This window comes from Rhodococcus oxybenzonivorans, from assembly GCF_003130705.1.
Classification (GTDB): Bacteria; Actinomycetota; Actinomycetes; order Mycobacteriales; family Mycobacteriaceae; genus Rhodococcus_F; species Rhodococcus_F oxybenzonivorans.
Genome location: NZ_CP021354.1, coordinates 4,620,330 through 4,646,102, shown reverse-complemented (window position 1 = coordinate 4,646,102; position 25,773 = coordinate 4,620,330). Strand labels below are relative to the sequence as shown.

The window sequence follows — 25,773 nt, the reverse complement described above, 5'->3', positions numbered from 1 at the left end:
GTGCACGGGAGTCTGTCGCGAATTGATGGCGGACGACGCGCTTCTCGCGTTGCCCGAGATCCGCGGACCGGTCAGGATCCGATGTGACCGCATGGACTGACTCAACGCCGCGGTCGTCGCCCGAGTTAGGCGACAAGCTCAGCCTGCCTTCAATCTGGGTGGTGCCGACTGGGTGTGAGATATTCTGCGCGCGTAGCTACTTGGGGATTCGCCCGTGTACCTACTGAAGGCGGTGCTGAAAGCGCTGGCCGAGCCGTAGCCGACTCGACGGCCTACCTCGTCTATTCCTAGGTCGTCATGCCGGAGGAGATCGCGGGCCACCGCCATCCGCCAGGCCATCAAGTACTCCATGGGAGGCATCCCGACATGTCGGGTGAACCTGTCGAAGAACGCTGATCGCGACAACGTCGCGATCACGCTCAATTGCGCGACCGTCCATGGCTTGTCGACGTGCTGGTGCATCTGGTGGACGGCTGGGGCGAGCTTGCGGTCCGCCAGGCCGCGGAGCAGCCCGGGCGGTGTCTGTCGGGTGACCGACGTCCGCAGTGCTTCGACGAGGAGTACTTCGACGAGACGGGCCAGCACCAGCTCGCGCCCCGGTCTGTCGTGCAGGGCTTCGTCGGCCACCAGGGAGACCAGCGGCTCGAAGCGTTCGACACCACGCACGTGCACGACCGACGGGAGCAAAGAACTCAAGAGGGCCGCGTCCGGCGAGTCGAACACGAAACTGCCCCCCAAAATACGGACCTCGGGCGCCTGGCCGTCCGAGTAGTCCACATCGATGTCGTCGCCGGTCATCTCGCGTGGGTCTATCAGGAGGGGCTCCACGTCGTGAAAACCCGTGAGGTCGAACGCCGGAGTTGTGGGCAGCAACACAAAATCGCCTTGCTCGAGGACGATCTCCGGCTCATTGGCCACCGCCAGTCGGCAGCTGCCCTCCAGTACGACGGAGAACCCGGGCTGGCCGAATGCGGTGTACCGGACGCCCCACGCGCCGGCTCCCGAGATGCGCTTGGAGAACACCCCGTGCGGCCGGAGCATCTGCACTACCTCGGAGAGAGGATCAGCCATGAGGATCTCCTGTGAAAGTGCGGCTTCATCGCGTCAACGCAAAACCGGACTGTCAGTAAAATAATATGGACTCATGACTATAGATGGTCCTGTTCGATGGGTCTAGTTTCGAAGACATGAAAACAATTCTGATCACCGGGGCCTCTTCCGGATACGGCCTCGAGACCGCTCGCTACTTTTACTCGCACGGGTGGAATGTCATCGCCACGATGCGCACACCTCGCGAGGGCATCCTTCCCGCATCCGGCCGCGTCAACGTCCTGCAGCTCGACGTGACGGACGCCGACAGCATCGCGGCCGCGTTCGCCGAGGCGGGCCCCATCGACGTCCTGGTCAACAACGCAGGAATTGGGTCGATCGGTGTCGTCGAGGCCACTCCGGTGGAGAAGGCCCGCGAGTTGTTCGAGACGAACACCTTCGCCGTCATGGCCACAACTAAGGCGGTTATCCCCCAGTTCCGCCAACGGCGCTCAGGTGTTGTGGTCAACGTCAGCTCCAGCGTCGTCCTGGGCGCCATGCCGCTCACGGCGATGTACAAGGCGAGCAAAATGGCCGTCGAGGGCTTTACAGCGTCGCTGGCACTCGAGCTCGCGGCGTTCGATGTCCAAGCCAAGCTCGTCCAGCCCGGCTACTGCCCCACGACGCAGTTCACGGCAAACGGCGGCGACATCGGCGAATTTCTCCCCACAACGTACGCCGGATTCGCCACTCCAATCCTGGAGGCCTTCAGCGTGCAGGGTAACGTCACCACGCCTCTCGACGTGGCCGAGGCGGTCTGGCGTGCGGTACACGACACCACAGGCACCCTGCGCTTCCCGGCCGGCCCGGACGCCGTCGCGCTGGCCCAGGCACGCTGACCGACCGCGAGTAGTGGGCCGGGGCCGGGGATGGACCACCGGACCGGCCCCACGCACCTTATTCAGCGCAGGCACGACGCAATCTGGCCGGAGTGTGAAAATGGTTGGTGTAGCGGTACTTTCGCTCACCTGGCCTCGATCTGAGCCGTTCGTCGAGCAGATTGCGCAGCTTGCGCGCCGGGGCCGGAATTCATGACGATCAGTGGCCGAACTGGGGCCCTACTCAGGTGACCACACCCACCAATGCTCTCGAACGCATCACCAGCCAGGTCCCTGAGTAGGTCGTCCACGGCGGGAATGCCGAAGGTAAATGGTACCGAGGCGCTGGGGCGCAGTTCCTCGTCGAGTAGCTGCCCGCGCGTTTCCGACCGGCCGACGGCCAGTGGCGCCCCACATCCACCAGCGCGGTGTCACCGGAGTTTCAGAACGGGCGTGGCCAGGCCGTTCCGAGTTCGAGTGCACCGTCGAGGCGAACTCGCGCGCACCACGACCCACACTGATTCTGCGCGACTATCGTGCCCTGGGCTCCGGTGCGCATGAACAGGAGAAAGCCGCCCGCACCCGGGCTGACCGTCACGATGTCCGCCGGCACATCAACGGTGGCGTCCACGCCCGCTCATCGTCCGCAGCACCAGGGAACTGCTTGCGTCCCGAGGTGTCGGTGCCGCGGTGGCCAGCACGCCATCCGTCAGTGCCGATGCCGATGCCGACGCCGAGACGGGGCGGAGTCGACGATCGTGACGGTACCGGCGTGGTCGCAGTGTGCGATTCCGTCGGCCCCCACGATCCAGCAACCGGAGCCGTCGGCGTGAAGCCGGCGTGGTGTGTAACCCACGATCCCCGAGCGGCGAATCGCGCCCCGGCACGGTGTGCGTGCTGGTCGAACCGTCTCCTGCTCGGCGCACGAGAACAGGGCGCCCGACATCGAGTAGCCACAACACCGAACCATGGCCGGCCAATGGGCCCGCCCAAAACGCTCTCGTCGACCCCGTGTGTCGGGTCGAGGCCTCGTTGTTGCCGCTCATGCGCCTTTCGGCGAGTCGCTGAGGATCATTCTCAATACTCACCAGACTGTAAGACCTCGCGGTGAATGAAGCTGACAGTGATGCCTCGAGGTTCCGAGCGCGGTTCCCGGGAGCGGAATCAGCGAACGGTCTCAACCCGGCACCCCGTGTGCCGCGCGGGAGAGTCTTAGTCGCCGAGGTAGCCAGTCTCAGGATTGATCTGACTGAGGAAGTCGCGGATCGACTCGCGATGCTCGTCAATCGTGTTCGGCTGGAACGTGGATGGAGCGTTCGCTCGGTCCTGAACGCTGGAATAGGCTACGCGTTGAAAGCTGGAGAACCCGTACCCCTTGTTCGGTCCGGATTCCCAGTCATAGTCGCAGGCGCCTGGTTCCTCTGGACGTAGCGTCACCGTGAAAACCTCGCCATCGACAGTCAACGTGAACGGCCCATCATCAGCCGTCGGTCGACTGTCGCCTGCGGGCTCGTCGTGATCCCCAGTACTCATGAACGCATCTTCACATGCGCCCGCTAACGGATCTGACGTTTCCGTTGCCCAACAGTTCGCAGTGACTCGTGCCGACACTGAGCTCTCGACGGGGAACCGTAACCGGATCCGTCAGCGGTGCGGCGTCGGCCGTCGCGCTGGGCCGCGAACTGAATGGCTGGGAGAGCCTCACACGCGTCCTCGACGCCATGCCAGACGCACCAGACAATCCCCGCAGCGGTTACCACCGGGAGCAACTGCCTCGCCCTCCCCACGGTGACCGCCCGGTGGTACTGCTTACTCGACAGAAACTGCATAGTCGGAACGGTGTCCGGGGCAGACAGATCCCACCAGAAACTCTTCAAGCCGGTCATGGCCTGGGGTAAGGCGGTGAAAGCACCCACCGCGGCGGCTACCGCGAGGCACGTGGCGGGGACGCCACCCAGAACCAGGGGAACCCAGCGGTCAGATCGAGTCGTGCATGCTGCGGCACGACTACACCCGCGACCACATCGTTGTCTGCATTGCTGACCTCGTTCAAGACCAGGTGGCCCGGGCTCATGTCGCGTGGCCGTGGGGCGATACCGGTGGATTCATGACCCTCGACTCGTCGATGTCGTCGCGGTCTGGTCCGACAAAGGTAGCCAAAGAGTGATCGGCAGCCTTTGACAGCAATCCCGAACCGGGACGACGAATGGCTCAGTATTTGAGGGCTGAAGGCCCGTCGGGGCACCAGCGGCCGCCTGAAGACCCATCGCTGACCGGTCAGGGATCCGCATTCGAGACAGGCACTGATTGCCGCTGATCTCGCCCTAGGCCCCGATCTCCGTCTCGCTGGTGGTTCGGCTAGCGGACGCGCAGATGATCTGCGTCAGCGTCAGTGCGGTTTTTCAGGGGACGAAGGGCAAGCGGTTGATTTATGGCGCGAGCGGAACTGTTCGCCTGAGGAATGACAGTTGCTCGTCGACGATGATGGGGAATTTCGGTTCGGTGTAGGGGTCGAAGTGGCCGCCCTGGTGGATGTGCACGGTTGCGTCGGGGATCTTCCGTGCTGTCTTGATGGCGACCGCAGCGGGGGTAACTGCGTCGTCTTCCATGATTTGAATCAGTGTCGGACACTGGATCGCCGCAGCGGTGCGGCCGGGGGAGTAGAGGCCGATACGGAGCAGAATCCGGGCAGCGACGGTTTCGAGGTAGTCGCCGTCCTTCAGGCCGGATGCAGCGAGCATTCGGGTGCGCCCATCCATGGCGTCGGGGGAGGTCATGACCGCCGGATCACCTGGTCGGCCTACGGAGTTGATGTAGCGAGGTGATCGCTTCAGTAGTGCTCGCGCCTGATCGGCAATGGCCGATGGCATGATACGCAGCGCATTCCGAAGCCCGGTTGCTCGGACGGCAGCGAACCCGTCCACATGTGGGACCTGGGCGATGACGGCAGCGAAGTCCTCGCCCGTTCCTGCCAGCGCGAGCACGTGACCGCCTGCGAACGAGGTACCCCAACCGACGATGCGGCGGGAATCGACACCGTCGAGTGATCGGGCGTAGGCCACAGCGTTGCGCCAGTCCTGGTGCTGCTTCGAGATGTCGAGGAGTTGGCGCGGCTCGCCCTCGCTTTCACCGAAGTGGCGGTAGTCGAAGACGATCACCGTGTAGCCGGCTCGGGCGAACACATCGGCATACGCGTAGAGGCGGACCGCGCGTGGCGTGCCGAATCCGTGGGCCATGACCACTGCAGGCGTGTCGGCTGTGGTAGCAGCCGGACGGAATACCGCTACCGCGCAACGGAGGCCCTCCGAGTCGAACCATTCGTCGTCGCGTGAGTACTGGGCATCGTCACTGGTGGTCACGTTGTTGTTGTCTCTCGTGTCGGTGGGGCACGCCCTGATGCCCTGGCAGGCGATGGGCACGGCGTTTTCTTGATTGGCATTCAAGGGAAGGCTAGCATCGCCTTGAATGCCATTCAAGATATGGTTTCCCTATGCCACGCAATCGCCGTCCTGTCGATCGAGCCGAGAAGCGGTCCGAGATCGTCGCAGCAGCGACAGCGCTGTTCGTCGACGATGGCTACGACAACACGTCGATGGGGCGGATCGCTGCCGCCGCTGGGGTGACCACCAACACCATCTACTGGTATTTTCGCGACAAGGACGAGTTGCTCATCGGCGTACTCGACGAAGTCCACAGCGAAACCCTTACTCGATTCGCCACTCTGAATCAGGTGCCGCTCGGTGAGCAGCTGCTGTGGGCGGTGGGCGAACTCGAGAGGTATCACCGTCTGGTCGACACCGTCCATGCCAGAACCTCGATATCACGTCAGATCGACGAGTGGCACAACCGTTTTCACTCCACGTGGGAAGGGTGGGTTTCACGTGAACTGACGCGTTTGGGTACGCCTGCGGCCGATATCGAGCCGATGACACGCGTGAGCATCTTCGTCGTCGAGAGCATGTTGACTCACCCGCAAACGCATCGTGAGAAGCGCGCGATACTTGACCTACTTTTCCGTACGGTTGGTACACCGACGCCGCAGTGAGATGCGTTCCGCAAGCCGATCCGCTTTCGGGACGGTAGCCGACCACTGCCGACATGCGCTGGGACGTCGATCTCGCCCCAGTGACGGTTCCCGTGCGGGGCACGCTACTAACCCGACGCACTCACCCGAGAGTGTCTGCCCGTCCATCAGTGACGAGCTGTGTGCCCGTCAACTCGGCCAAGCGTTGGCGGGTAGCGGCCACGGCAGCCTGTTGCCGGGCCAGGCGTGCCGCGATGCGGTCAAGTTCGGACCTCAAGTCGGGGCACAATTCCAGAGACGTCCCGTGGACACCAGTACGGGCACAGTCCAGATAGCGTCGAATCATAGTGGTGCCCAGACCAGCAGAGATCATGGCCTGGATCTGCTCGACGACGGTCACATCTGAAACGTCGTAATGCCGGTACCCATTGGTGTCCCGGACCGGTTCGAGTAGTCCCTGATCCTCGTAGTGTCGCAGGGCCCGAGCGCTTACCCCCGTCCGGTGCGCGAACTCCCCGATGAGCACCGTTTCCCTCCTCGTCGCCTTGACCTTCACACTGGCGTGAACCGTTAGCGTCGCAGAACGTGACTACAAGACCAACAATGGCCCGCGCAATCATCATCCACGGTTACGCCGCGACTCCGTCCGACCACTGGTTCGGCTGGCTCGCTGAGCACCTCGAAGCCGCTGGCATTCCTACACTGGTTCCAGCACTTCCGGACCCGGAGGCGCCGGATCCGAAAAGTTGGCTGAATGCCGCGCAGCAAATCGGCGTTCCGGACGAGGACACCATCCTCATCGCTCACAGCCTCGGATGCCTGACCGTCCTTCGCTACCTGGCGGCTCAGCAGGAACCGTGGCGTCTGGGCACGCTGATCCTGGTCGCGGGATTCCTCGACCCGCTCCCCGCGCTGCCGAACCTGGACGACTACATCGGGGAAGGCTGTGATGTGAGTTCCATTCCGGGTCGTATCGGCCGACTGACCGTGATCCGCTCCGACGACGACCCCTACGTTCCGACGGACCACACCGATCGACTGGCCCACCAGTTGATGGCAACTCCGCAGGTGGTTACAGGCGCGGGGCACTTCCTTGCCGCGGACGGGGTTACCGCAGTGCCCGAGGTCCTCGAGAAGGCGCTGACCGCTAGTACCCCAGCCGATTCCTCAACGCCTCACCACCGGAGGGCATGCGGCCAGCTCACCGCGCAACCCGCTCTACCGCGGCCGACGGTCAACGGTCGCGCTCAGATCGCCGACGCAATGACCGCGTGACATGTCCGAACTGACCACCACTGCACGGGCGACATCGAAGTACAGAGAGTCATCCCCTCACCAGTCGGTGGACATTCCGTGTGGGATCGCTGCCTCACGTCGTGAATCGCCCACTACGGCGGTAATCCTGTCCCGCTCGACGATCCTCAAACGGACGCAACTGAGCGCGAGCCGCCATATAGCCCTGCGAGAACTCCGCCAATCGTCTCTGCGATTCACACCCTCGAGCTCGCGAATATCTGTTCGGGGTGGGTGTCGAGAACGGATAACCAGTGATCAGCCGTTCACCACCCATTGCTGTGAGGTTTGCGGTGTGAGGGACCGTCCGGCCGAAGGGGTCAGGCGGCTGGAGGGTCTGGCTGTCGCGGAGGATTGCCGTCCGAGATCACGCGGCAGCACGCGCATCGGATATTTTCGACTGGCTAATGCCTGAGTGGAAACAATCAGCAAGACGCGCGACCTGGTGGTTGCTGATTCCTTTGGTGGCCGGCGCACCTTGGATTGGTGTCCGGCCGCGGGGGGACTCGTCGTGTCCGAAGTCGTGCGCTCGGGGGCGGGAGCGGATTAACTGGACTACGGGTCGGCGCAACGGCGGCGGCTCGACCATGGAACCAAAACGAGTAGTGGAGGTCAGCACATGGCAGGTATCGCGTCGAAGTTCGACAAGGCCTACGAAACCCGTCCGATCGAGGAACTCGCCCAGGCCCCGGTCGCCGCGCTCAAGGGGGTGAGCGAGTCCGACGCCGAACACCTGAAGGCGGCGTTCAACATCAAGACCGTCGCGGATCTGGGTACCAACAAGTTCTTCCTCTGGGCGCAGGCAGTCGCGAAACTCGCCGAATAGACCCGCGCCCGGGTCGGAGGCTGGTAAGGGCCCCAACCCTGGTTGCAGAGGAATACCCCCGCAGACCCCTCGAGGCTGCGGGGGTATTTCCGTGCAGGTCCCCGGTCCGCGGATGCTGACGGCCCCGGCGCCCGGTTGCGTCCGGGGTCAGGGTTCTGACCGCGACGTCCCCGGCGTGCGCGCCCCGGCTGGGCAGTTCCCCCTAGGGAGGGTGGTGGGCGGGCGCCCGAGCAGCGACTCGAACATCGCGCCGCCCGCGAGGAACCCCGTACCGGTCGTAGAACTCGAACATCGCCGACAGTCGCGCGCGACCATCGTCTGTCAGGTCCCGCCCGTGCCGCGACATCCAGTCGTCGACGGACACCTGCTTCACCGACACCGGGCCACCCGCCCGGGCGCACAGGTCCCGCACGCTGAGGGCCTCCGGGCCGCCGAGTTCGTAGGTGGCGCCGTGGTGGATGTCGGGGCCCTCCATCAGCACTCGGGCGGCCACCTCGGCGACGTCCGCGAGTGCGACGAACGAGAACGCCGCGTCGGGACTGTAGGGCAGTTCGACGGTGGTCGCCGTGCCCGCCAGCACCGCCCCGAAATTCTCGGCGTAGGCGCACGGCTGCAGGACGGTCCACCGGAGCTCGCCGAACGTCCGGAGTTCGTCCTCGCACCGCGCCTTGTCGACGTGGTGGGGCATGAGCGGGGTGTACGGCCAGGCCACGGAGTGGTAGACGAGATGCTCGACGCCCACCGACGCTGCGGCGCGCATCGCGTTCCGCAGCAGCGCGGGCTCGTCGGGGTGCACGTTGGGGGCGATGAAGTACACGCCCCGGCAACCCGACAGCGCCTCTTCGAGTCCCGCACCCGTTTCGAGGTCGACGGCGAAGTCGCCGGGACGCCGGGCGGTGTGCACCACCCGGCGTACGTCGGCGAGCCCCTCGAGCGCCGACACGACGGCGGCGCCGGTCTTCCCCGCGGCGCCGATGACGGCGATCTCGGAGCCGCGGGAGAGTGACTCGGTCATCGGATCACCGATCGATGAAGTCGAACTCGGCGAACTTCGCACCGCCGGAGAGACGTTCGTAACCGGGACCGCGGTCGAAGAAGGGCTCGTCGAGGCCTCGGTCGGCGCGCATCTGCTCACGCAGCGCGTCCGTGGCATCGACGTCCGCGACCGGTTCCCCGGTCGACGAGGCCAGCACCACACCGTAGTCGACGCGTGCACCCTCCGCGGACACCTTGCCCCACAGCACGTCCCGGACGACCTCCTCGATCGGACGGTCGAGCGGGTCGCCCCAGCCGCCGCCACCGGTGGTGCGGATGCGCACCACTTCGCCGGCCTTGATCGGTTCGGCGTCGGTCAGCGCGTCGAACTCGCGCTCGTTCGGGCCACCGGGGTCGAGGACCACCGAGAAAGGTCGTCCGGCCTTGCCGCCCTTGACTCCCCAGCAGGAGAGGATCGACCGGTCGGCGATCGACATGAAGTTCGCGTCCTTGAGCATCCGGATGTGCTTCTCGTAGCCGAGGCCACCGCGGTAGCGTCCGGCGCCGCCGGAGTCCTTCGCCAGGCCGAGCTTCTCGACGATGAACGGGAACCGGCTCTCGGTGAACTCGGTCGGCAGGTTCCGCGAGTCGGGAACGACGTGGATGGTGTCCTCCCCGTCCGCGTAGTGCCTGCCGCCGGACCCGCCGCCGAGCACCTCCCGCATCAGGTACGAGTGCCCGTCGAAGTCCTCGCCGTACACCCCCGTGTAGCGGATGGTCTCCTGGTCGGCGGGCATGTTCCCGTCGACGGCCTTCGCGACGACGCCGGCGAGCACGCCGAGCAGCCGCAGGATCACGAACGTCCGGGCGTTGGTGGGCGCCGGGAAGATCGGGGTGATCAGCGTGCCCTTCTCCGGGAACTTCATCTCGATCAACGGCACGACACCTTCGTTGACGTCGAGTTCCGCCATCCGCTCGGGACTGTCGGCGAGGTTGCGCAGGATCGGCGCGAGCCACTTGATGAGGAAGTTGCCGTCGGCGTAGTCACCGCAGTGGTTGATGGGACCCTTGGCCTGCGGGCCGGTGCCGTTGAAGTCGAGGATGAGGCGTTCGCCGCCCTCGTCCTCCGGGCCGGTCTTGGTGAGCGTGATCCGCTGCCGGTGCAGCATGGGCTCGTCGACGCCGTCGTGTTCGGCGTAGTCCTCCCACGTGTACTCGCCCTCGGGGATCTTTCTGAGGATTTCCCGGCGGTACGTCTCGGTGGTCGCGTCCATCATCGCGTCGAAGCAGGCCTCGACGGTGTCGCAGCCGTACCGCTCGAACAGTTCGGTGAGGCGACGGGCGCCCATGAGGCAGGCCGAGCACTCGGCGTCGAGGTCGGCGGCCAGCGCGTCGGGCATCCGCGAGTTGCGGGTCATAATGCGCAGCGCGGCCTCGTTGGGCACACCCTGATCCCACAGCTTGATCGGCGGGACCATCAGGCCCTCCTCGTATACCGTGGTCGCGCCGGACGGCATCGATCCCGGGCAGCAGCCGCCGATGTCGTCGTGGTGGCCGAACGCCTGCACGAACGCGACGACGGACGGTTCCTCCTCACCCGGTCGGGTGGCGAACACCGGGACGGTGACGCAGAGGTCGGGGAGGTGACCGATGCCGCCTTCGGACAGGTAGACGTCGTTGTGGAAGTAGACGTCGCCGGGCTTCATCGTGTCGAGCGGGAAGTCCCGGGCCACCGGGTGCACCAGCGCCGAATACGAACGGCCCGTGAGTTTCCGGAGGTTGCGGTCGTGGATGCCGGCCCGGAAGTCGTGGGCGTCGCGGATCATGGGGGAGCGGGAGGTCCGTGAGATCGACGTCTCGACCTCCATCTCGACGCTGGCGAGGTAGCCGGCGACGATCTCCACCAGCACCGGGTCGGGCGTCGTGCCGTCGACCGGGGTCAGCCGGTAGGGCTTGACCGCCTGCACTGCAACGGGTTCGGTGGTGACGGTCATCGGTTGGCTCCGTTCGAGTCGGCGATCTTGGTGATGCGGATGTTTCCGAAGGTGTCGATCCTCGCCCGGAAACCGGGGTGCACCGGGATGGTCGAGCTGAATTCCTCGATCACCGCCGGACCCTCGAGGACGTCGCCCGCGCCGAGCCGGGCCCGGTCGTAGACCTGGGTGGTGACCCACTCGTCGAAGTACGCCGGACGGGTACCGGTCACGGCGGACTCGGCTCCGGTCCCCGCCGCGATCTCGTTGAGCGTCGGGCGCTTGATCGGGCCGATGCCGCTGACGCGGAGGTTGACCCACTCGACGTGCTGGTGTGGGTCGCCGCGGAAGTCGTAGCCGTACAGCTCCTTGTGCGCCTGGTGGAACCTGTCTGCGGCGTCGTCCATCAACTCCTGCGTGACGGGACCCTCACCGACGGGCACCCGCACCTCGAAGGCCTGGCCGAGGTAGCGCAGGTCGGCCGAGCGCGCGTACCTGCGCTCCGCCTCGCCGAAACCCTCGTCGGCGAGTGCGCGTTCCGCCTCGGCGGCGAGCGCGTCCAGCCCCGACTGCAGTTCCTCGATCTTCAGGCGGTCGTGCCTGCAGACGTGGGTCTGCACGTAGTCGTTGCGGACGTCGACCGTGAGCAGCCCGAATGCGGACACGTTGCCCGGGTTCAGCGGGACGAGGACGTCCTTGAGACCGAGGATGTCGACCAGCCGGCAGGCGAGCAGCGAACCGGATCCGCCGAACGTCACCAGGGTGAAGTCGCGGACGTCGAGGCCGCGCTTGACCGTGATCTGCCGCAGCGCGTTGGCCTGGTTCCACGCGGACACCTCGAGGATGCCGGTGGCGCACGCCTCGAAGTCGAGCTTCAGCTGGTGGGCGAGCTGCTCGACGCCCTTGCGGGCCAGTTCGGTGTCGAGGGGGATCTCGCCGCCGAGCAGGTGGGGTGGGATGCGGCCGAGCAGCACGTGGGCGTCGGTGATCGTCGGCTCGCTGCCGCCCTTGCCGTAGCAGAGCGGGCCGGGGTCGGCGCCCGCCGACTGCGGTCCGACGCGGAGCGTTCCCTCGGGGGTCTGCCAGGCGATGGAGCCGCCGCCGGCGCCGACGGTGACGACGTCGATCATCGGGATCTTCGACGGGTACGCCCCTACCCGACCCTCGGTGGTGAGCGCAGGCTCACCGCGGACCACGACGGTGACGTCGGTCGACGTTCCGCCGCCGTCGCACGTGAGGACCTGTTCGACACCCGCGACACTCGCGATGAGCGCCGCACCGAGTGCGCCGGCCGCCGGGCCGGACAGCACCGTCGTGATCGGCTGGTGCACGACCTCCTTGGCGGAGAGCACACCGCCGTTCGACTTCATCACGTAGAACGGGATGTCACGGGCTTCGCCCTCGTCGGAGGAGAACTCGCGCAGCCGGTTCGCGATGTTGTTCACGTAGTTGCGGATGTTCGGCTTCACGGCCGCGTCGACGAGCGTGGTGATGGACCGCTCGTATTCGCGGTACTCGCGTAGCACCTGGCTGGAGATGCTCACCGTGGCCTCGGGGTATTCCTCGAGCAGAAGATCCCGGACGCGGTTCTCGTGGCTCGGGTTTGCGTAAGAGTGCATGAGGCACACGCCGATGGTGCGGATGCCCCGCTCGGCGAAGAACCGGGCGGCGTTGCGGACGTCGTCCTCGACGAGGGGGCGGATCTCGCTGCCGTCGAACGCCAGCCGGCCGCCGATGGTGCGGACGCGGTCGGCGGGGACGATCCGGTCGGGCTTGACCCAGAAGTAGGAGTTGCCGTAGCCGTCGGGGACGGACTGGCGGGCGATCTCGAGGACGTGCTCGTAACCCTCGGTGGTGATGAACCCGAGGTTCTCGACCTTCCCCTCGAGGAGCTTGTTGGTGGCGACGGTGGTGCCGTGGCTGACGGCGCCGATCGCGTCGCCGGTCTCACCGAGCTTGGCGAGCACCTTCTCGATTCCGGTGAGGAATCCCTGCGCCGGGTCGGCGGGCGTCGAGGGTGTCTTGGTGGTGACGACGGCTCCGGACTCCTCGTCCACAGCCACGACGTCGGTGAATGTTCCGCCGGTGTCGATACCGACCCGAATTTTTCTGGATTCCACGATTCCTCCTGGGCTCGTCTCGCGTACCGCAATTGCACCGCTTCGGACGTCCGGTTTCTTTGTCACATATCGCCGAACTCACCGGTCCTCGTTCGGCGTTGCCGCGACCGGAGGACCCCGGACAGACGACAGCACCCCGAACCGGACGGTTCGGGGTGCTGTGTGACGAGTTGTGGCGGCGTTACTTCGAGCAGGCGCCCCGCACGAGGATGCCGCCGACGAGTACACCGGCGAGGGCGATGCCCGCACCGAGTGCAGCCGACGCGAGAACGGTTGTCGTCGAGGTGCCCTCGGATACCCGCACCCCTGCGGCGGCTGCCGCGGGAACCGGGACCGCCTCCGCGACGCCGGCGACCGCCGGAACCTCGGCGGCCACCGCGGCGACCTCGGCAGCCGGGATGCCGTTGGCGATCACACCGTCGATGCCTTTGAAGAACACTCCGGCCATCTTCTTCGCGACACCGGTGATCATCCGCTGCCCGACACCGCCGACCATGCCGCCGACGACGGCGTCCGCGTCGTAACTGAGCAGGGTGCCGCCGTCGCGTTCCTCGAGCCGCACCGTCACGTCGGCCTTGACGGTGCCGGGAGCACCGGCACCCGATGCCGTCATCACGAACGACTCGGGCCGATTCTGCTGCGACAGAATCACTTCGCCGTCATAGGTGCCCTTGATGGACGCGACGCCCGCGGTGATGGACAGCTTGTAATGGTTGTCGCTGAGCTGCTCGAGGGATTGCACCCCCGGGATAGTCGCCGCGAGGACCCGTCCGTCCTGCAGGTTGTCATACACGGCCTCCGGTGGGGCCGTCAGTAGGGCGGTGCCGGCGATTCTCATTCGTTCTCCTTGCTCTGTGACGACGCGTGTGCGAGGCGAAGCTCGAACAACTCGGAAGGGGATATCGGCATGGAGGTGATCGGGATGCCTTCCGCGTCCTCGATCGCTGCCGCGATGACGGCGGACGTCGGGATCACGCCCGCCTCGCCTGCGCCCTTCATCCCGAGGGGATTGAGACCGGAGGGGGTGACGGTGTGGTCCATCTCGAGCGAGTCGGGCATCTCGGTGACGAACGGCATCAGGAAATCCATGTACGACGCGTTGAGCATCTGGCCGTGCTCGTCGTAGACGATCCTCTCGTAGAGCGCGCCACCGACACCCTGCGCGACGGCGCCCATGACCTGGCCCTCGACGATCCGCGGGTTGATGACGTTGCCGCAGTCGTGGATCACGGCGTACCGCCGCACGTGGATCTCCGCCGTCACCGGATCGGTTTCGACGATCGCCGCGTGCACACCGGACGCGAAGGTCGACGTCGGGGGCGAGTAGTAGCCGGTGGCCTCCAGCCCGGGTTGCTCGCCCTCCCGAACCGGCGGAATCGTCATGTCCGTGTCGGCTTTCGCGAATCCGGTGGCCTGCCTCGACGCGTCGTCGAACGCGTAGCGCAGCGGATTCGACAGCACCGCGACCACCCCCAGCGAGATGGACGTGCCCTCGGCGCCGGGCAGCGTGCCGATCTTGCACACGTGCCCACCGCGCAGTTCCAGTTCGGCGGGATCGAGGTTCAGCGCCTCACCGGCGATCGTGCGGGCCTTCTCGGCCACCATCTGCGCCGCCACGTGGAACGCCGATCCGGACATCACGGCGCCGCGGGACGCGAACGTGCCGACGGCGTAGCCGAATCGACGGGTGTCGCCGGTGACGATCTCCACGTCGGTGACCGGCACGCCGAGGTCGTCCGCGACGATCTGCGCGAACGCCGTCTGGTGGCCCTGCCCCTGGGTGGTCAGACCCGTTGCGGCCTTGACCTTCCCGGACGTCTCGACGAGGACGTGCGCACCCTCGTAGGGGCCGGGTCCGGTGCCTTCCACGTAGGCGCCGATCCCGATGCCCACGGTCCGGCCTTCGGCCTTCGCCTGCTTCTTGTACTCGGCGAACCCGTCCCAGTCGATGAGTGTCTTGAGCTTGTCGATCCCGGCCTGGTAGTTGCCGGTGTCGTAGATCAGCGGGCGGCCGTCCTGGAACGTGAGGTGGAAGTCGTACGGCATTTCCTCGGGACGGATGAAGTTGTGCTCGCGGACCTCGATGACGTCCTTGCCGAGATACTTCGCGATCGCGTCCATCGCCCGTTCCATCGCGAACACGGCCTGCGGTCGGCCGGCGCCGCGGTAGGGCGTGACGATGACCGTGTTCGTGTAGAGCGAGTACGCGTCCACCCGGAACGATTTCGGCTTGTACGGCCCCAGCACCTGCGTCGACGTGTTCAGCATGACGATGATCCCGTACGGCAGGTAGGCGCCGTTGTCGTGCCAGAACGTGAAGTCGAACGCGAGGAGTGTGCCGTCGTCGTCGAATCCGACCGTCACTTCCTGGATCTGGCCGCGCTCGTGCGCGCTCGACACGAAGTGCTCGCGGCGGTCCTCGACCCATTTGACCTCGCTCGAGATCCCCGCCGTCCCGAGCCGTCGCGCGGCCCAGGTGACCATGACCTCCTCCGGCCACGGGTGGACGATCTTGACGCCGAAACCGCCGCCGACGTCGGGGGCGATGCAGTGGACCTTGTTGTGTGCCATCTTCAGTCGTGCCGCGATCGCGGCACGGGCCGACGTCGACGTCTGCGTGGACGTCCAGAACGTGAGCGCCTGCTCGTCGGTGTCCCAGCGCGCGTAGACGCCCTTGCCCTCCATCGGCATCGACGCCGACCGCTCGATCTCGAGGTTCAGGGTCAGCCGGTGCGGTGCGTTCGCGAGTTCCGCATCCACGTCGCCGAATCCGTGCTGCAGGTGCGCCGCGACGTTGTCGGGGACGTCCGCGTGCACCGCGTTGCCCGCCTGCCGCGCCACGTCGATGCCCACGACCGGTGGGAGCATCTCGTACGTGACGTCGATCTTGGCGCACGCGTCCTCGGCGATGTACCGGTTGTCGGCGACCACCATCGCGATCGCCTCGCCGACGTGGTTCACCTCGTCCTTCGCGAGCGGATACCCGTTGCGTGGGGCGGTGATCGCCGGATGCGGGATGAGGAGGGGGAGGTTCTCCGCCATCTCCGGGGAATCGTCCACGAGGTCGTCGTACGTGTAGATCGCGTGCACACCGGGCAGATCGAGCGCGGCATCGATGTCGATCCCCGTGATGCGGGCATGCGCGTGCGGTGACCGGACGAACGCGGCGATGAGCGCGTTGTGACCCAGATCGTCGAGGTAGCGGCCGTTGCCGGACAGGAGCCGGGCGTCCTCCGTGCGGGGAATCGGCTTGCCGAACAACTTCTCCGACGCGGCGGGCGCGTCGGCACCCGTGGTGGACGCGGGCTCGGTGCGGGGTTTCGTGACGCTCATGCTCGCCCTGCCCTTCCACCGACCGGGTTTGTCGTGCCGCGGACCTTCGGATCGAGTGAGGCCCGCGACGACTCGTCGTCCTCGCCGAGCGGGAACTCGCCCGAACGCTCGCGCTTGATCTCCGCGGCACGCAGCACGGCCGCCCTGATGTTCTGGTATCCGGTGCACCGGCAGAGGTTGCCCGCGATCGCGTCGGTGGCCTCCTCGCGGGTGGGCGAATCGTTCTCCTCGAGGAACGCGGCGATGGTGGTCACGAAGCCGGGAGTGCAGAATCCGCACTGCAGACCGTGGCAGTCGATGAACGCCTGCTGCACCGGATGCAGGGTGCCGTCGGGTTCGACGAGACCCTCGACGGTGGTGACCTCCCGGCCCTCGAGGCTCGCCGCGAGCACCAGGCACGACCGCACTGGCTTGCCGTCGAGCAGCACGGTGCATGCGCCGCAGACCCCGTGCTCGCAGCCGACGTGTGTCCCCGTCTGGCGCAGATGGTGCCGGATCGCGTCGGACGCGAGGGTGCGCGACGGCAGCACTACCGTCTGCGTCACCGCATTGAGCGTGAACGTCACCGCGAGGTGCTGTTCGCCCGTTTCCTCCTGCAGTTCGGCGAGTTGTTCGTCGATGCTGTGAGTTGCCTTTGCCATGGTCACCTTCCTCCCGCCGACGCGTGCACGGCGGCACCGTCGAGTACTGCATCCTGCGCGGCCGCGAATCCGACCCGGGCGGTCAGCGCCGCCACCAGCTGCGACCGGTACCGCGCCGTGGCGTGGATGTCGGGCTCGGTGTCGATCCGCTCCCGCGCGAACTCGGACAGATTCCGCCACAACGGGTCCCGGTCGTCCGTCGCGGACGCACCCCGCAGCACGTCCGTATAGTCGACGACCTCACCGAGCTCGCCGGCCGACACGTACGTCATCCGGGCCTCCGCGACCGCACCGCCTTCGACCCGCACCTGTGCCGCGACCCCGACGAGCGCGTAGTCGCCGTGTCTGCGGGCGATCTCGTCGATCGCCGTCCCGACACCGGGATCGGCGGCCGGGACGGTGACGCTCGTGGCGATCTCGTCCGCCTCGAGCGTCGTCTCGAGCGGCCCGGCGAACAGGTCGGTCGAGCGGATCTCCCGGACCCCGCGCACCGAACGCACGGTGACCGAGCCGCCGAGCAGCGCCAGCACGGCAGGCATCTCGGCGGACGGGTCGGCGTGGACGATCGAGCCGACCGTCGTGCCGCGGTTGCGGATGGTCGGGTGTGCGACGAGACGCAGCCCGCGGCCGATCAGCGGCTGCACCTGGGCGGCGCCGCGGTCCGCTTCGAGCACCGAATGGGTGGTCAGTGCGTCGAACGTGACACCGAGCTCGCGTGACGACGACACCGCGTCCAGCCGGGGGATCGATCCGATGTCGACGAGGTGCGCCGGCGCGGCCAGCCGCATCGAGAGCAGCGGGATCAGCGACTGCCCGCCCGCGAGCACTTTTCCCTCGTGAGCCACGTCCGCGAGGATCTGACAGGCCTCGTCGATCGACCGAGGTCGGTGATAAGTCAGTGGCGACGGTTTCATTCCTCAGATCCTGCCCGCATCGTACGCTCGACGTTTCGTGAACAAGTGACAAAACTCACGTCCCCCCGATGGCAGATCACGTGAGCTGACCGACCCGATCCGGGGCCGTTCCGTCGTCCGCGGTGGGCTGCGGGGTATGACCGCCGGCCCCCGCGTCGTCGGCGTCCTTCGGGGCGATGACGCGGCACAGGTGGTACATCCCGATCACCACGATGGTGCCGAGCGCGATGCCGCTGAGGGAGAAACTGTCCGTGAACGTCAGCTCGGTGTCACCGATCGCGATGATCAGGCCGGCGGCGATGGGCATCAGGTTGAGCGGGTTGCCGAAGTCGACGCCGTTCTCCTTCCAGATCTTCGCGCCGAGCAGGCCGATGATCCCGTAGAGCACCACCGTGATTCCGCCGAGCACCCCACCCGGGGTCGCGGAGATGACGGCACCGAACTTGGGGGAGAAACCCAGCAGCATCGCGATGACGCCTGCCGCGGCGTACGCGGCCGTCGAGTACACCTTCGTCGCGGCCATGACGCCGATGTTCTCGGCGTACGTCGTCGTGGGGGATCCGCCGACGCTGGTCGCGATGGTGGTGGCCAGGCCGTCGCCGATCAGGGCGCGTCCCATCATCGGATCGAGGTCGGTCTTGGTGATCTCGGCGACGGCCTTGACGTGTCCGGCGTTCTCCGCGATCAGGGCGATCACACCGGGCATCACGAGGACGATGAACGTGAGACTGAACGACGGCGCGTGAATGCCCACGATGCCGTTCGCCTCGTCGGAGAACGGCGGAAGTCCGATCCACGACGCCGAGGAGACGCCGTCCCAGTTGACGCGGAAGTGCTCAGTGACCCCGCCGGCCACCGGGTCGTACGACGTGATCATGCCGGTCGTCAGGTCCAGCACCCACGACAGCACGTATCCGAAGAGCAGCGTCAGGAAGATGGCGACCCGCCCGAGGAATCCGCGGAGCGCGACGCTCGCCACCACCAGCACGACCATCACCGTCAGCGCGACCCACTGGTCCTGCGGCCAGTACGTTCCGGCCACGACCGGGGCCAGGTTGAACCCGATCAGCATGACGACGGCACCGGTGACCACGGGCGGCAGGATCTTGAACACCACCCCGCCGCCGAGGAAGTGGATCAGCACGCCGATCCCGGCGAGCACGAGACCCGACACCAGGATCGCCCCGGTCACCTGCGCGGAGGTGCCGCCCTGGGCGCGGATGGCGGCGATGCCGCCGACGAACGCGGCCGACGTCCCCAGGTAGCTGGGAATCCGGCCCTTGACGACCAGCAGGAAGAAGAGGGTGCAGAAACCCGACAACATCACGGCCAGTTGCGGATTGAGACCCATGATGATCGGGAAGACGAACGTGGCCCCGAACATCGAGACCACGTGCTGCCCGCCGAGCCCGATCGTGCGACCCCAGCTGAGCCGTTCGCTCGGGGCGACGACCTCCCCGGGCGCGATGGTCTTGCCATCTCCGTGCAGTGTCCAGATAGGCATAGGGGGACCTTTCAGACAGGTGGCGGTGCAGGGGTGCCGGGCGGCCAGCTTCGATGATGTGCCGCATGTCACAGTTGCACCTCGATAGGAGAGAAACGTTATTACAGCGTCAGCCACCCGGCGTGAGAAGAATCTGCCAGTGCGTGTCCGGCGAAATTGGCAACTTTAGGAATTGATGCCGCGCATCGCCATGATCTTGAGGGCGAGCGACAGGTCGAGGCGCAATTCGGGGTGATCGGTGAACGACCCCAGCATCTTCTCCAGCTTCACCACCCGGTACCGCAGGGTGTTGTAGTGAAAGTGGAGTTGACGTGCGGTTTCGGCGATGTTGATGTTGGTGGCGAGCAACACCTCGAGGGTGCGGCGCATGTCCTGCGCCTCGGGTGTGTCGGCGGTCAGTTCGCGGAGGGTCTCGGAGGCGAACGACTCGAGCTCCCGGTCGTCCTCGACGAGGCTCAGCAGCCGGTAGACGCCGAGGTCGTCGAAATGCGTCACGGCCCAGGCGCCGGTGATCTGCCGTCCCACCTTCAGCGCGGTCCGGGCCTGACCGTAGAGGGCCGGGATGCCGTCCACCGAGTCCGTCGGCCGGGACACCCCCACCCCGAAGGGCATGCGCCCGCCGCCGCCGTCGCCGCGCACGTACGCGACCAGTTCGTTGACCAGATTCAGCGTGTCGGTGCCGACACCCATCAGGATCACCGTCTCCGTCGCCAGTGCGGTGACGGCGGCGCCCGTGTCCCGGCCCGCGACGGCACTCGTGAATGCCCGCGCCTGCCGCTCGACGAGCGGCATCCGGGTGGGCATCGACGGCTCGTCCTCGCCGACCGGATCGGGTTCGATCACCACGACGACCACGGGACGGTCCAGGTCCCAGCCGAACGTCTTGGCATGCGCGGCGACGTGCTCGTGTTCGCCGCCGCGGCCGAGCAGCAGGTCCCGCACGAAGTTCGCGCGGTGCTTCTCCTCCACCGAGGACACGACGAGTTCGCGGGCGACGACCAGAGCGCACACCGCCGCCGCCTGCTCGACGAGATACATGTCTTCGCTGCGCAGCGTGTGCCCGGTGCTGAAGTGCACCAGCCGCCCGTGGTCGATGCCGTTGGCCGAAATCGCTGAGACGGCGAGGAACTCGTCGCCCAGCCGGTGCAGGCCGAGCCCGCCCTCGGTCGAATCGGTGCGGACCCGGCCGGTGGAGTCGAGCGCGGCACTCGACGCCAGCCGGTTCAGCTCGGACTCGTCGCCGGCCCGGCACAACTGACGTCCGTCGGGTGTCGTGATCAGCACGGCCCCGCCCAGTTCACCGTGGACGGCGACGGCGAGTTCGGTGAATCCACCGCCTGCCATCACGACGTCCACGAGCACTTTCCGCAACCGGTCGGCCTCGAACACGGCGTCGACCTGCCGGGCCGACAACTCCGCGAGCGCACCCGCCAGCGGGTGTGCCTGCGAGTACAGGTCCGCGACCACGACGACGGGAAGCCCGAGTTCGTCGGCAGCATGGGACATCTCGGCCGGCAGCGCCGCGGCGGGGTCGTCGAGACGGACGGCGAGCCCGGAGACGCCCCGCCTGTCGAGCCGCGCAAGAAACGCGTCGATCGGCTCGACCAGCCGGCCGAGAACCGCCGACGTGGTGAGCAGCAGCTGTCCGGTCCGGAGCCACGGTCCGATGTCCGGCACCGCCATCACGGCGACGTTCGACACCTCACGCGAGGTGCCGGTCGCGCCGGCGACCAGGGTCGGGGAGACGAGGAGATCCGACATCAGCACCTGGGCGAACGGTTGCGGCGCAACGCCAGGACCAGGCCCGTCGCCGGTGTCGGCGGCTGCGCGGAACCCGGGAGCAGAACCACCGACATCCCTCGTCGTCACTGCAACACCCTGCCCACCTGATACGACACTCGCCCCGGATGGCGCGAAAGTGTGACCTTAAGTCGAAACCGAATACCCGTCAAACGACGGTCACGCGGCGCACTCGGATGCGCACGAAACCTATGTACACGGAGGGCAACTCGTGGATCGGCATTTGGCGCGCGCCTACCGCACACAGCCAGGCAGGTCGCGTGCTTTCAACCTGGACCGGATCACAACCATCGTCGCACCGACCAGGGCAGACGTCACGGTGAGCGGCCGGAGCCTGCGAGTAGGCTGGCGCGGTCGAGAAGGAGAGGTCTTGTGCCCATGAATGAGCCGTACGCAGTCGTCGGAGCAACGGGTGGTCAAGGAGGCGCCGTCGTCGACGCGCTCCTCGAACGAGGACGCGAGGTGCGAGCGCTTGTCCGTCGAAGCTCTTCGCGCTCAGACGCGTTGCGCCTGCGAGGCGTCGACATTGCCGTGGCTGATATCACCGATCAGGCGGCGATCGCGTCTGCCGTCGAGGGGTGCGCGGGCGTGTTCGCCATGACAACGCCTTTCGAGGACGGCCCGGAGGCGGAGATCGCTCAGGGTGCAGCGCTTGTCGGCGCGTTCACTGACTCCGGTGTTCCCCACGTGGTGTTTTCTTCGGTGGCCGACGCGGACAAGAGCACCGAGGTCCCACATTTCGATACGAAGGCTGCGACCGAGTCGTTGCTGCGAGACTCCTCGGTCTCGTACACGATCGTCGGGCCGACCTATTTCTATGACAACCTGCTCGGTGGCCTCGACGGCATCCGCCGAGGCCGGCTCGATCTGCCTCTGCCGGTCGACACCCCGCTGCAGCAGTTGTCGCGCCGGGACCTCGGTCGGTTCGTCGCCCTCGTGTTCGACGATCCGGACCGCTTTGCCCGGACACGAATCGACCTGGCGTCGGACGATCCGACGCCACGTCGGATGGCCGAGGTGCTCAGCGAGGTACTGGGCACGCCGGTTCATGCCCATGCGTCCGACGCGGACGCCATCGCATCGCCGGACATGCGCGCGATGTTCCGCTTCCTTACCGACACCGGGTACGACGCGAACATCGGCGAACTGCGCCGGCTCTACCCCGAGGTGGGGTGGCAGAGCTTCGCCGGTTGGGCAGCCGAGTTGGCGTGACCGCGTGATCTCCGCAGATTAGTGGCGTTTGCCGGTCGGGGTTGTCCGGGTGCCCGGTGGTGGGGTGTCGGCGCGGGCGAGTTCGGCTACGCGGTCGGCCAGCTCACCGGTCAGTGTCGTGTCGGGTTCGGTGCTCGCGGCGTCCGCAAGCTGGGTTATGACGGTGGTGGTCGCCGCGTCGGCGGTGTCGGTAGTCGGGGAGTGCTCGTGCCGGCGCGGGACCTCGATGTCGTCGAAGTGCTCGGCGAGCGAATCGGTGTCGAGTTGGTGGGCCGCCTTCTCGTTCAGCTCGGCGTTCTCGACGGCCGCGGATCGAGAGGCGGTCTCGACCTCGGCGGCAGCGATATCCGAGGCGCTGGGATCGTCATCCGTGTCGGACGCGGTGCCGGTGACCAGGGTGATGCTGGGTGGGGCGTCGGCACCACGATGGGCACGGTCCTGGTGACCCAGAACGGTGCCGACGGCGCAATCGAGCAGGCCGAGGCCGCCCCGGTACAGCCGTCGGGCCGGTGCTCCGGGTGCCAGGTGTGCGATGACCTGGTCGTCGATCAGGTGAAGGGGGTAGCGCACGATCGTGTACTGCGCGCGCAGTATGGCCAGGGGAAGTGCGGTGATGATGTTCATGAGGCCTCTATGTCGGGTGAAAGGAATGGGGTGCCGCCGCTGAGGGGTTCCACACCGGCGCCGGAGACGCCCCTTCCACCGCCTTGACGTCCCGCGTCGTCGCTCCACATCCGGTTACCCGAAACTGCGTCCGATTACCCACGCCCTGATGCGACTGGTGGCCCGCCGGCTACGCACTCCTGGACTTCGACATCACGGTGAATCGGACCGCTCAGCTGTTGGAGCTCGAGCCCGGTGGTGCCCCGGGTCGTCTTCATCATCTCGGCGAGGATTGACACCGCGGTCTCCTCGGGAGTGCGGGCGCCCAGGTCGAGGCCGATCGGGGAATGCAGCCGCGCCAGCTCCGCCGCGGTCGTCCCCCGTTCCCGCAGCAGCGCGACCCGGCGCTCGTGCGTGGCCCGGCTGCCCATCGCGCCGATGTACGCGGCGTCCGATCGCAGGGCCAGCTCCAGCAGCGGGATGTCGAATTTCTCGTCGTGGGTGAGCACCGCGAGGACCGTCCGGTGGTCGACCGGCGCGGTCTCGAGGAACCGGTGCGGCCACATCACGACGACGTCGTCGGCGTCCGGGAATCGGGCGCGGGTCGCGAACACTGCGCGGGCGTCGATCACCGTGACGTGGTAGCCGGCGAACGCGCCCAGCGTGCACATGGCCGCCGCGAAGTCGATGGCCCCGAAGATGTACATCCGCGGTGGGGGCGCGAAGATCTCGACCATGCACGCCGTCTCGGACTGCAGCTGATACACCAGCGACTCGCCGGCGTCGAGACGGCGGCGGACATTCTCGACATCGGTCTCCGGCAGGTCGAGGTCGCCCGCGACCCCGTCCCCGGTGATCACACAGCGCCGGGTCCGTGATCCGTCGCCGGTCTCCGTCACGACGGCGATCGACTCACCGCCGCGGATCCTGCGCGCCACGTTCGCGAAGTCCGGGAAGTCGTTGTGCCCGATACGCTGAACGAACACCTCGATGGTGCCGCCGCACGTCAGACCGACACCGATCGCGTCGTCGTCCGCCACACAGAACACTTCGGTCCGGCTCCGTCCGTCGGCCAGCACGTCCCGCGCCGTCTCGTACAGGGCGCTCTCGACGCACCCACCGGACACACTTCCGAGCACCTCACCGGATTCCGACACGGCCATCGCTGCGCCCGGTGCCCGTGGAGACGACTTCCAGGTGCGTACCACCGTGGCGAGGACGAAGCTCTCGCCACGATCGAACCACGCTTGCAGGCCCGTCAGGATGTCGCGCATCGTCTCGTACTCCTCGGGTGCTTCGTCGGGACCCTCACGCTAACCGGCGGCGACCGGCCGTCGCGGCACACAATGCGCCGAAATCCCCAGCGGCCGCTTGTGCATTCTCGCCATCGCTATCGATCGGCGGGTCCGCAATTCTCGGACGGTCACCCTTCCTTACACAGAGAACCGAGGATCCACCATGAATCAGTTGCTCAGCGGGATCCGGGTCCTCGACCTCACGCGGGCCCTCGCCGGTCCGCTGTGCACGGCACTGCTGTCGGATTTCGGCGCCGACATCATCAAGGTCGAGACCCGTTCCGGTGGCGACAGTTCCCGGCAGTGGCCGCCGTTCGACGGCAGCGACAGCCTGTACTTCGCCTCCGTCAACCGCGGCAAACGGTCCGTCACGCTCGACATGCGCAGCGAGCAGGGCCGGAAACTGCTGCGCCGCATGGCCGTCGACGTGGACGTCATCGTGGAGAATTTCCGTCCCGGCGTCCTCGCCGACATGGGACTCGACCAGGAGTCGCTCGCTGAGGACAACCCCGGGGTGATTGTCATGAGTGTCAGCGGTTTCGGCCCGACCGGACCCGAGCAGTTCTCACCCGGACTCGATCAGGTGGCGCAGGGCATGTCGGGTCTGATGTCGGTGACCGGGGCCGGCGACCACACGCCGATGCGCGTCGGCGTCCCGATCATCGACACTGTGTCCGGCATCTATGCGGCGCTGGGCATCACGGCGGCGCTCGTGTCCCGGGGCAATGACGGCGCCGGTCATCACGTGCAGACGTCGCTGCTCGAATCGGCCCTGTCCATCATGTCGTTCCAGGCGCAGAACTACCTGAGCACCGGACGCGTCGCGGAGCCGAACGGAAACACGCACCCGACCATCACGCCGTACGGCACGTTCGCCACGGCCGATTTCCCCATCATCATCGCGACCGGCTCGGACCGGCACTGGGTGTCGCTGTGCCAGGTTCTCGGGGACCCCGGCCTCGCCGACCGGCCCGAATACCGCACCGGCCAGTCACGACTCGCGCACCGCGATCGGCTCACCAAGGAACTTCTCGAACTGCTGTCGGTGCGGCCGGCCGCCGAATGGGTCACATCGATTCGCGCGGAGGGCATCCCGTGCGGTCCCGTCCACACGATCGATCAGGCCTTCGCCGACCCGCAGGTGCAGGCGCTGAAAATGGTGCAGCCGGTGGGCACACCGGACGGCGGGGAAGTGCCGCTGGTCCGGGGTCCGTTCTGGGTGGACGACGAGACCCTGCCCATCCGGAATGCGCCGCCGATGGTGCTGGGCCAGGACACGGCCGAGGTGCTCGGTGAATTCGGGCTGAGCGACGAAGACATCGAGGGCCTGCGGCGAGACCGGGTGATCTGACG

At 66.8% G+C, this 25,773-nt stretch carries 21 protein-coding genes and 1 pseudogene; 6 read left to right on the top strand and 16 right to left on the bottom strand.

Translation table 11 applies throughout. The annotated features are described in order from the left end of the window. Nucleotides 1-138 precede the first annotated feature (138 nt). A complete protein-coding gene (locus CBI38_RS21820; RefSeq protein ID WP_109332123.1) occupies nt 139-1,071 on the bottom strand; it encodes an AraC family transcriptional regulator in 933 nt (310 codons plus the stop codon). Nucleotides 1,072-1,187: 116 nt separating this feature from the next. Between CBI38_RS21820 and CBI38_RS21815 the strand changes: the two genes are divergently transcribed. Next, entirely contained in the window at nt 1,188-1,928 is a 741-nt protein-coding gene (locus CBI38_RS21815) for an SDR family oxidoreductase (RefSeq protein WP_109335264.1), read from the top strand. A 421-nt stretch (nt 1,929-2,349) separates the two neighbouring features. Here CBI38_RS21815 and CBI38_RS21810 read toward each other — a convergent pair whose 3' ends face one another. The 3 genes from CBI38_RS21810 to CBI38_RS21790 form a co-directional block, all read right to left on the bottom strand. After that, nucleotides 2,350-2,538 (bottom strand): hypothetical protein, encoded by a 189-nt coding sequence (locus tag CBI38_RS21810; RefSeq protein WP_109332122.1) that lies wholly within the window; start codon nt 2,536-2,538, stop codon nt 2,350-2,352. 581 nt (nt 2,539-3,119) lie between these two features. After that, the gene (locus CBI38_RS21800; RefSeq protein ID WP_109332116.1) at nt 3,120-3,440 is read right to left on the bottom strand and encodes a hypothetical protein; all 321 of its coding nucleotides are present in this window, start codon (nt 3,438-3,440) and stop codon (nt 3,120-3,122) included. A gap of 896 nt (nt 3,441-4,336) precedes the next feature. Next, the gene (locus CBI38_RS21790; protein WP_109332115.1) at nt 4,337-5,266 is read right to left on the bottom strand and encodes an alpha/beta hydrolase; all 930 of its coding nucleotides are present in this window, start codon (nt 5,264-5,266) and stop codon (nt 4,337-4,339) included. Between the two features lie 131 nt (nt 5,267-5,397). Between CBI38_RS21790 and CBI38_RS21785 the strand changes: the two genes are divergently transcribed. Beyond that, nucleotides 5,398-5,952 carry a TetR/AcrR family transcriptional regulator gene (locus CBI38_RS21785; protein ID WP_109332114.1) on the top strand — a complete coding sequence of 185 codons (555 nt, stop codon included), beginning with the start codon at nt 5,398-5,400 and terminating at the stop codon, nt 5,950-5,952. 121 nt (nt 5,953-6,073) lie between these two features. Here CBI38_RS21785 and CBI38_RS21780 read toward each other — a convergent pair whose 3' ends face one another. Further along, nucleotides 6,074-6,457 (bottom strand): MerR family transcriptional regulator, encoded by a 384-nt coding sequence (locus CBI38_RS21780; protein WP_230989917.1) that lies wholly within the window; start codon nt 6,455-6,457, stop codon nt 6,074-6,076. 77 nt (nt 6,458-6,534) lie between these two features. On the opposite strand from CBI38_RS21780, the gene CBI38_RS21775 reads away from it, so the two are divergent. Continuing rightward, on the top strand, nt 6,535-7,206 hold the full coding sequence (locus CBI38_RS21775; RefSeq protein WP_230989916.1) for an RBBP9/YdeN family alpha/beta hydrolase: 672 nt from the start codon (nt 6,535-6,537) through the stop codon (nt 7,204-7,206). Nucleotides 7,207-7,843: 637 nt separating this feature from the next. After that, nucleotides 7,844-8,050, top strand: coding sequence for a hypothetical protein (locus tag CBI38_RS21770; protein WP_109332112.1), 207 nt, complete (start codon nt 7,844-7,846; stop codon nt 8,048-8,050). 147 nt (nt 8,051-8,197) lie between these two features. On the opposite strand, the pseudogene CBI38_RS21765 reads toward CBI38_RS21770, so the two are convergent. The 9 genes and pseudogenes from CBI38_RS21765 to CBI38_RS21725 form a co-directional block, all read right to left on the bottom strand. Continuing rightward, nucleotides 8,198-9,065, bottom strand: a pseudogene (locus CBI38_RS21765) (NmrA family NAD(P)-binding protein). Between the two features lie 4 nt (nt 9,066-9,069). Beyond that, entirely contained in the window at nt 9,070-11,019 is a 1,950-nt protein-coding gene (locus CBI38_RS21760; protein ID WP_109332111.1) for a hydantoinase B/oxoprolinase family protein, read from the bottom strand. Further along, a complete protein-coding gene (locus CBI38_RS21755) occupies nt 11,016-13,118 on the bottom strand; it encodes a hydantoinase/oxoprolinase family protein (protein ID WP_109332110.1) in 2,103 nt (700 codons plus the stop codon). Before CBI38_RS21755 ends, CBI38_RS21760 begins: the two co-directional genes overlap by 4 nt. A gap of 181 nt (nt 13,119-13,299) precedes the next feature. After that, entirely contained in the window at nt 13,300-13,956 is a 657-nt protein-coding gene (locus CBI38_RS21750) for an SRPBCC family protein (protein WP_109332104.1), read from the bottom strand. Further along, on the bottom strand, nt 13,953-16,451 hold the full coding sequence (cutA, locus tag CBI38_RS21745; RefSeq protein WP_109332101.1) for an aerobic carbon-monoxide dehydrogenase large subunit: 2,499 nt from the start codon (nt 16,449-16,451) through the stop codon (nt 13,953-13,955). The genes CBI38_RS21750 and cutA overlap by 4 nt, the downstream gene beginning before the upstream one ends. Further along, nucleotides 16,448-17,092, bottom strand: a complete 645-nt coding sequence (locus CBI38_RS21740) for a (2Fe-2S)-binding protein (RefSeq protein ID WP_109332100.1) — start codon at nt 17,090-17,092, stop codon at nt 16,448-16,450. The genes cutA and CBI38_RS21740 overlap by 4 nt, the downstream gene beginning before the upstream one ends. Before the next feature lie 2 nt (nt 17,093-17,094). Then, nucleotides 17,095-18,006 carry an FAD binding domain-containing protein gene (locus CBI38_RS21735; RefSeq protein WP_109332099.1) on the bottom strand — a complete coding sequence of 304 codons (912 nt, stop codon included), beginning with the start codon at nt 18,004-18,006 and terminating at the stop codon, nt 17,095-17,097. 76 nt (nt 18,007-18,082) lie between these two features. Beyond that, nucleotides 18,083-19,510, bottom strand: coding sequence for a uracil-xanthine permease family protein (locus CBI38_RS21730; protein ID WP_109332098.1), 1,428 nt, complete (start codon nt 19,508-19,510; stop codon nt 18,083-18,085). A 165-nt stretch (nt 19,511-19,675) separates the two neighbouring features. Next, nucleotides 19,676-21,379, bottom strand: a complete 1,704-nt coding sequence (locus CBI38_RS21725) for a PucR family transcriptional regulator (RefSeq protein WP_109332097.1) — start codon at nt 21,377-21,379, stop codon at nt 19,676-19,678. Nucleotides 21,380-21,682: 303 nt separating this feature from the next. Between CBI38_RS21725 and CBI38_RS21720 the strand changes: the two genes are divergently transcribed. Next, nucleotides 21,683-22,522 (top strand): NmrA/HSCARG family protein, encoded by an 840-nt coding sequence (locus CBI38_RS21720; protein WP_109332096.1) that lies wholly within the window; start codon nt 21,683-21,685, stop codon nt 22,520-22,522. Nucleotides 22,523-22,540: 18 nt separating this feature from the next. On the opposite strand, the gene CBI38_RS21715 is transcribed toward CBI38_RS21720, so the two are convergent. Further along, entirely contained in the window at nt 22,541-23,146 is a 606-nt protein-coding gene (locus CBI38_RS21715; RefSeq protein ID WP_109332095.1) for a hypothetical protein, read from the bottom strand. A 134-nt stretch (nt 23,147-23,280) separates the two neighbouring features. Then, entirely contained in the window at nt 23,281-24,399 is a 1,119-nt protein-coding gene (locus CBI38_RS21710) for an XdhC family protein (RefSeq protein ID WP_109332094.1), read from the bottom strand. 184 nt (nt 24,400-24,583) lie between these two features. Between CBI38_RS21710 and CBI38_RS21705 the strand changes: the two genes are divergently transcribed. Further along, nucleotides 24,584-25,771, top strand: coding sequence for a CaiB/BaiF CoA transferase family protein (locus CBI38_RS21705; protein WP_109332087.1), 1,188 nt, complete (start codon nt 24,584-24,586; stop codon nt 25,769-25,771). Nucleotides 25,772-25,773: the final 2 nt, after the last annotated feature.

Coding starts and splice junctions, on each gene's coding strand:
- CBI38_RS21750 (WP_109332104.1), bottom strand. CDS start 13,956: ATGAGAATCGCCGGCACCGCCCTACTGACGGCCCCACCGGAGGCCGTG.
- CBI38_RS21770 (WP_109332112.1), top strand. CDS start 7,844: ATGGCAGGTATCGCGTCGAAGTTCGACAAGGCCTACGAAACCCGTCCG.
- CBI38_RS21760 (WP_109332111.1), bottom strand. CDS start 11,019: ATGACCGTCACCACCGAACCCGTTGCAGTGCAGGCGGTCAAGCCCTAC.
- CBI38_RS21715 (WP_109332095.1), bottom strand. CDS start 23,146: ATGAACATCATCACCGCACTTCCCCTGGCCATACTGCGCGCGCAGTAC.
- CBI38_RS21735 (WP_109332099.1), bottom strand. CDS start 18,006: ATGAAACCGTCGCCACTGACTTATCACCGACCTCGGTCGATCGACGAG.
- CBI38_RS21800 (WP_109332116.1), bottom strand. CDS start 3,440: ATGAGTACTGGGGATCACGACGAGCCCGCAGGCGACAGTCGACCGACG.
- CBI38_RS21710 (WP_109332094.1), bottom strand. CDS start 24,399: ATGCGCGACATCCTGACGGGCCTGCAAGCGTGGTTCGATCGTGGCGAG.
- CBI38_RS21740 (WP_109332100.1), bottom strand. CDS start 17,092: ATGGCAAAGGCAACTCACAGCATCGACGAACAACTCGCCGAACTGCAG.
- CBI38_RS21775 (WP_230989916.1), top strand. CDS start 6,535: ATGGCCCGCGCAATCATCATCCACGGTTACGCCGCGACTCCGTCCGAC.
- CBI38_RS21815 (WP_109335264.1), top strand. CDS start 1,188: ATGAAAACAATTCTGATCACCGGGGCCTCTTCCGGATACGGCCTCGAG.
- CBI38_RS21705 (WP_109332087.1), top strand. CDS start 24,584: ATGAATCAGTTGCTCAGCGGGATCCGGGTCCTCGACCTCACGCGGGCC.
- CBI38_RS21730 (WP_109332098.1), bottom strand. CDS start 19,510: ATGCCTATCTGGACACTGCACGGAGATGGCAAGACCATCGCGCCCGGG.
- CBI38_RS21785 (WP_109332114.1), top strand. CDS start 5,398: ATGCCACGCAATCGCCGTCCTGTCGATCGAGCCGAGAAGCGGTCCGAG.
- CBI38_RS21820 (WP_109332123.1), bottom strand. CDS start 1,071: ATGGCTGATCCTCTCTCCGAGGTAGTGCAGATGCTCCGGCCGCACGGG.
- cutA (WP_109332101.1), bottom strand. CDS start 16,451: ATGAGCGTCACGAAACCCCGCACCGAGCCCGCGTCCACCACGGGTGCC.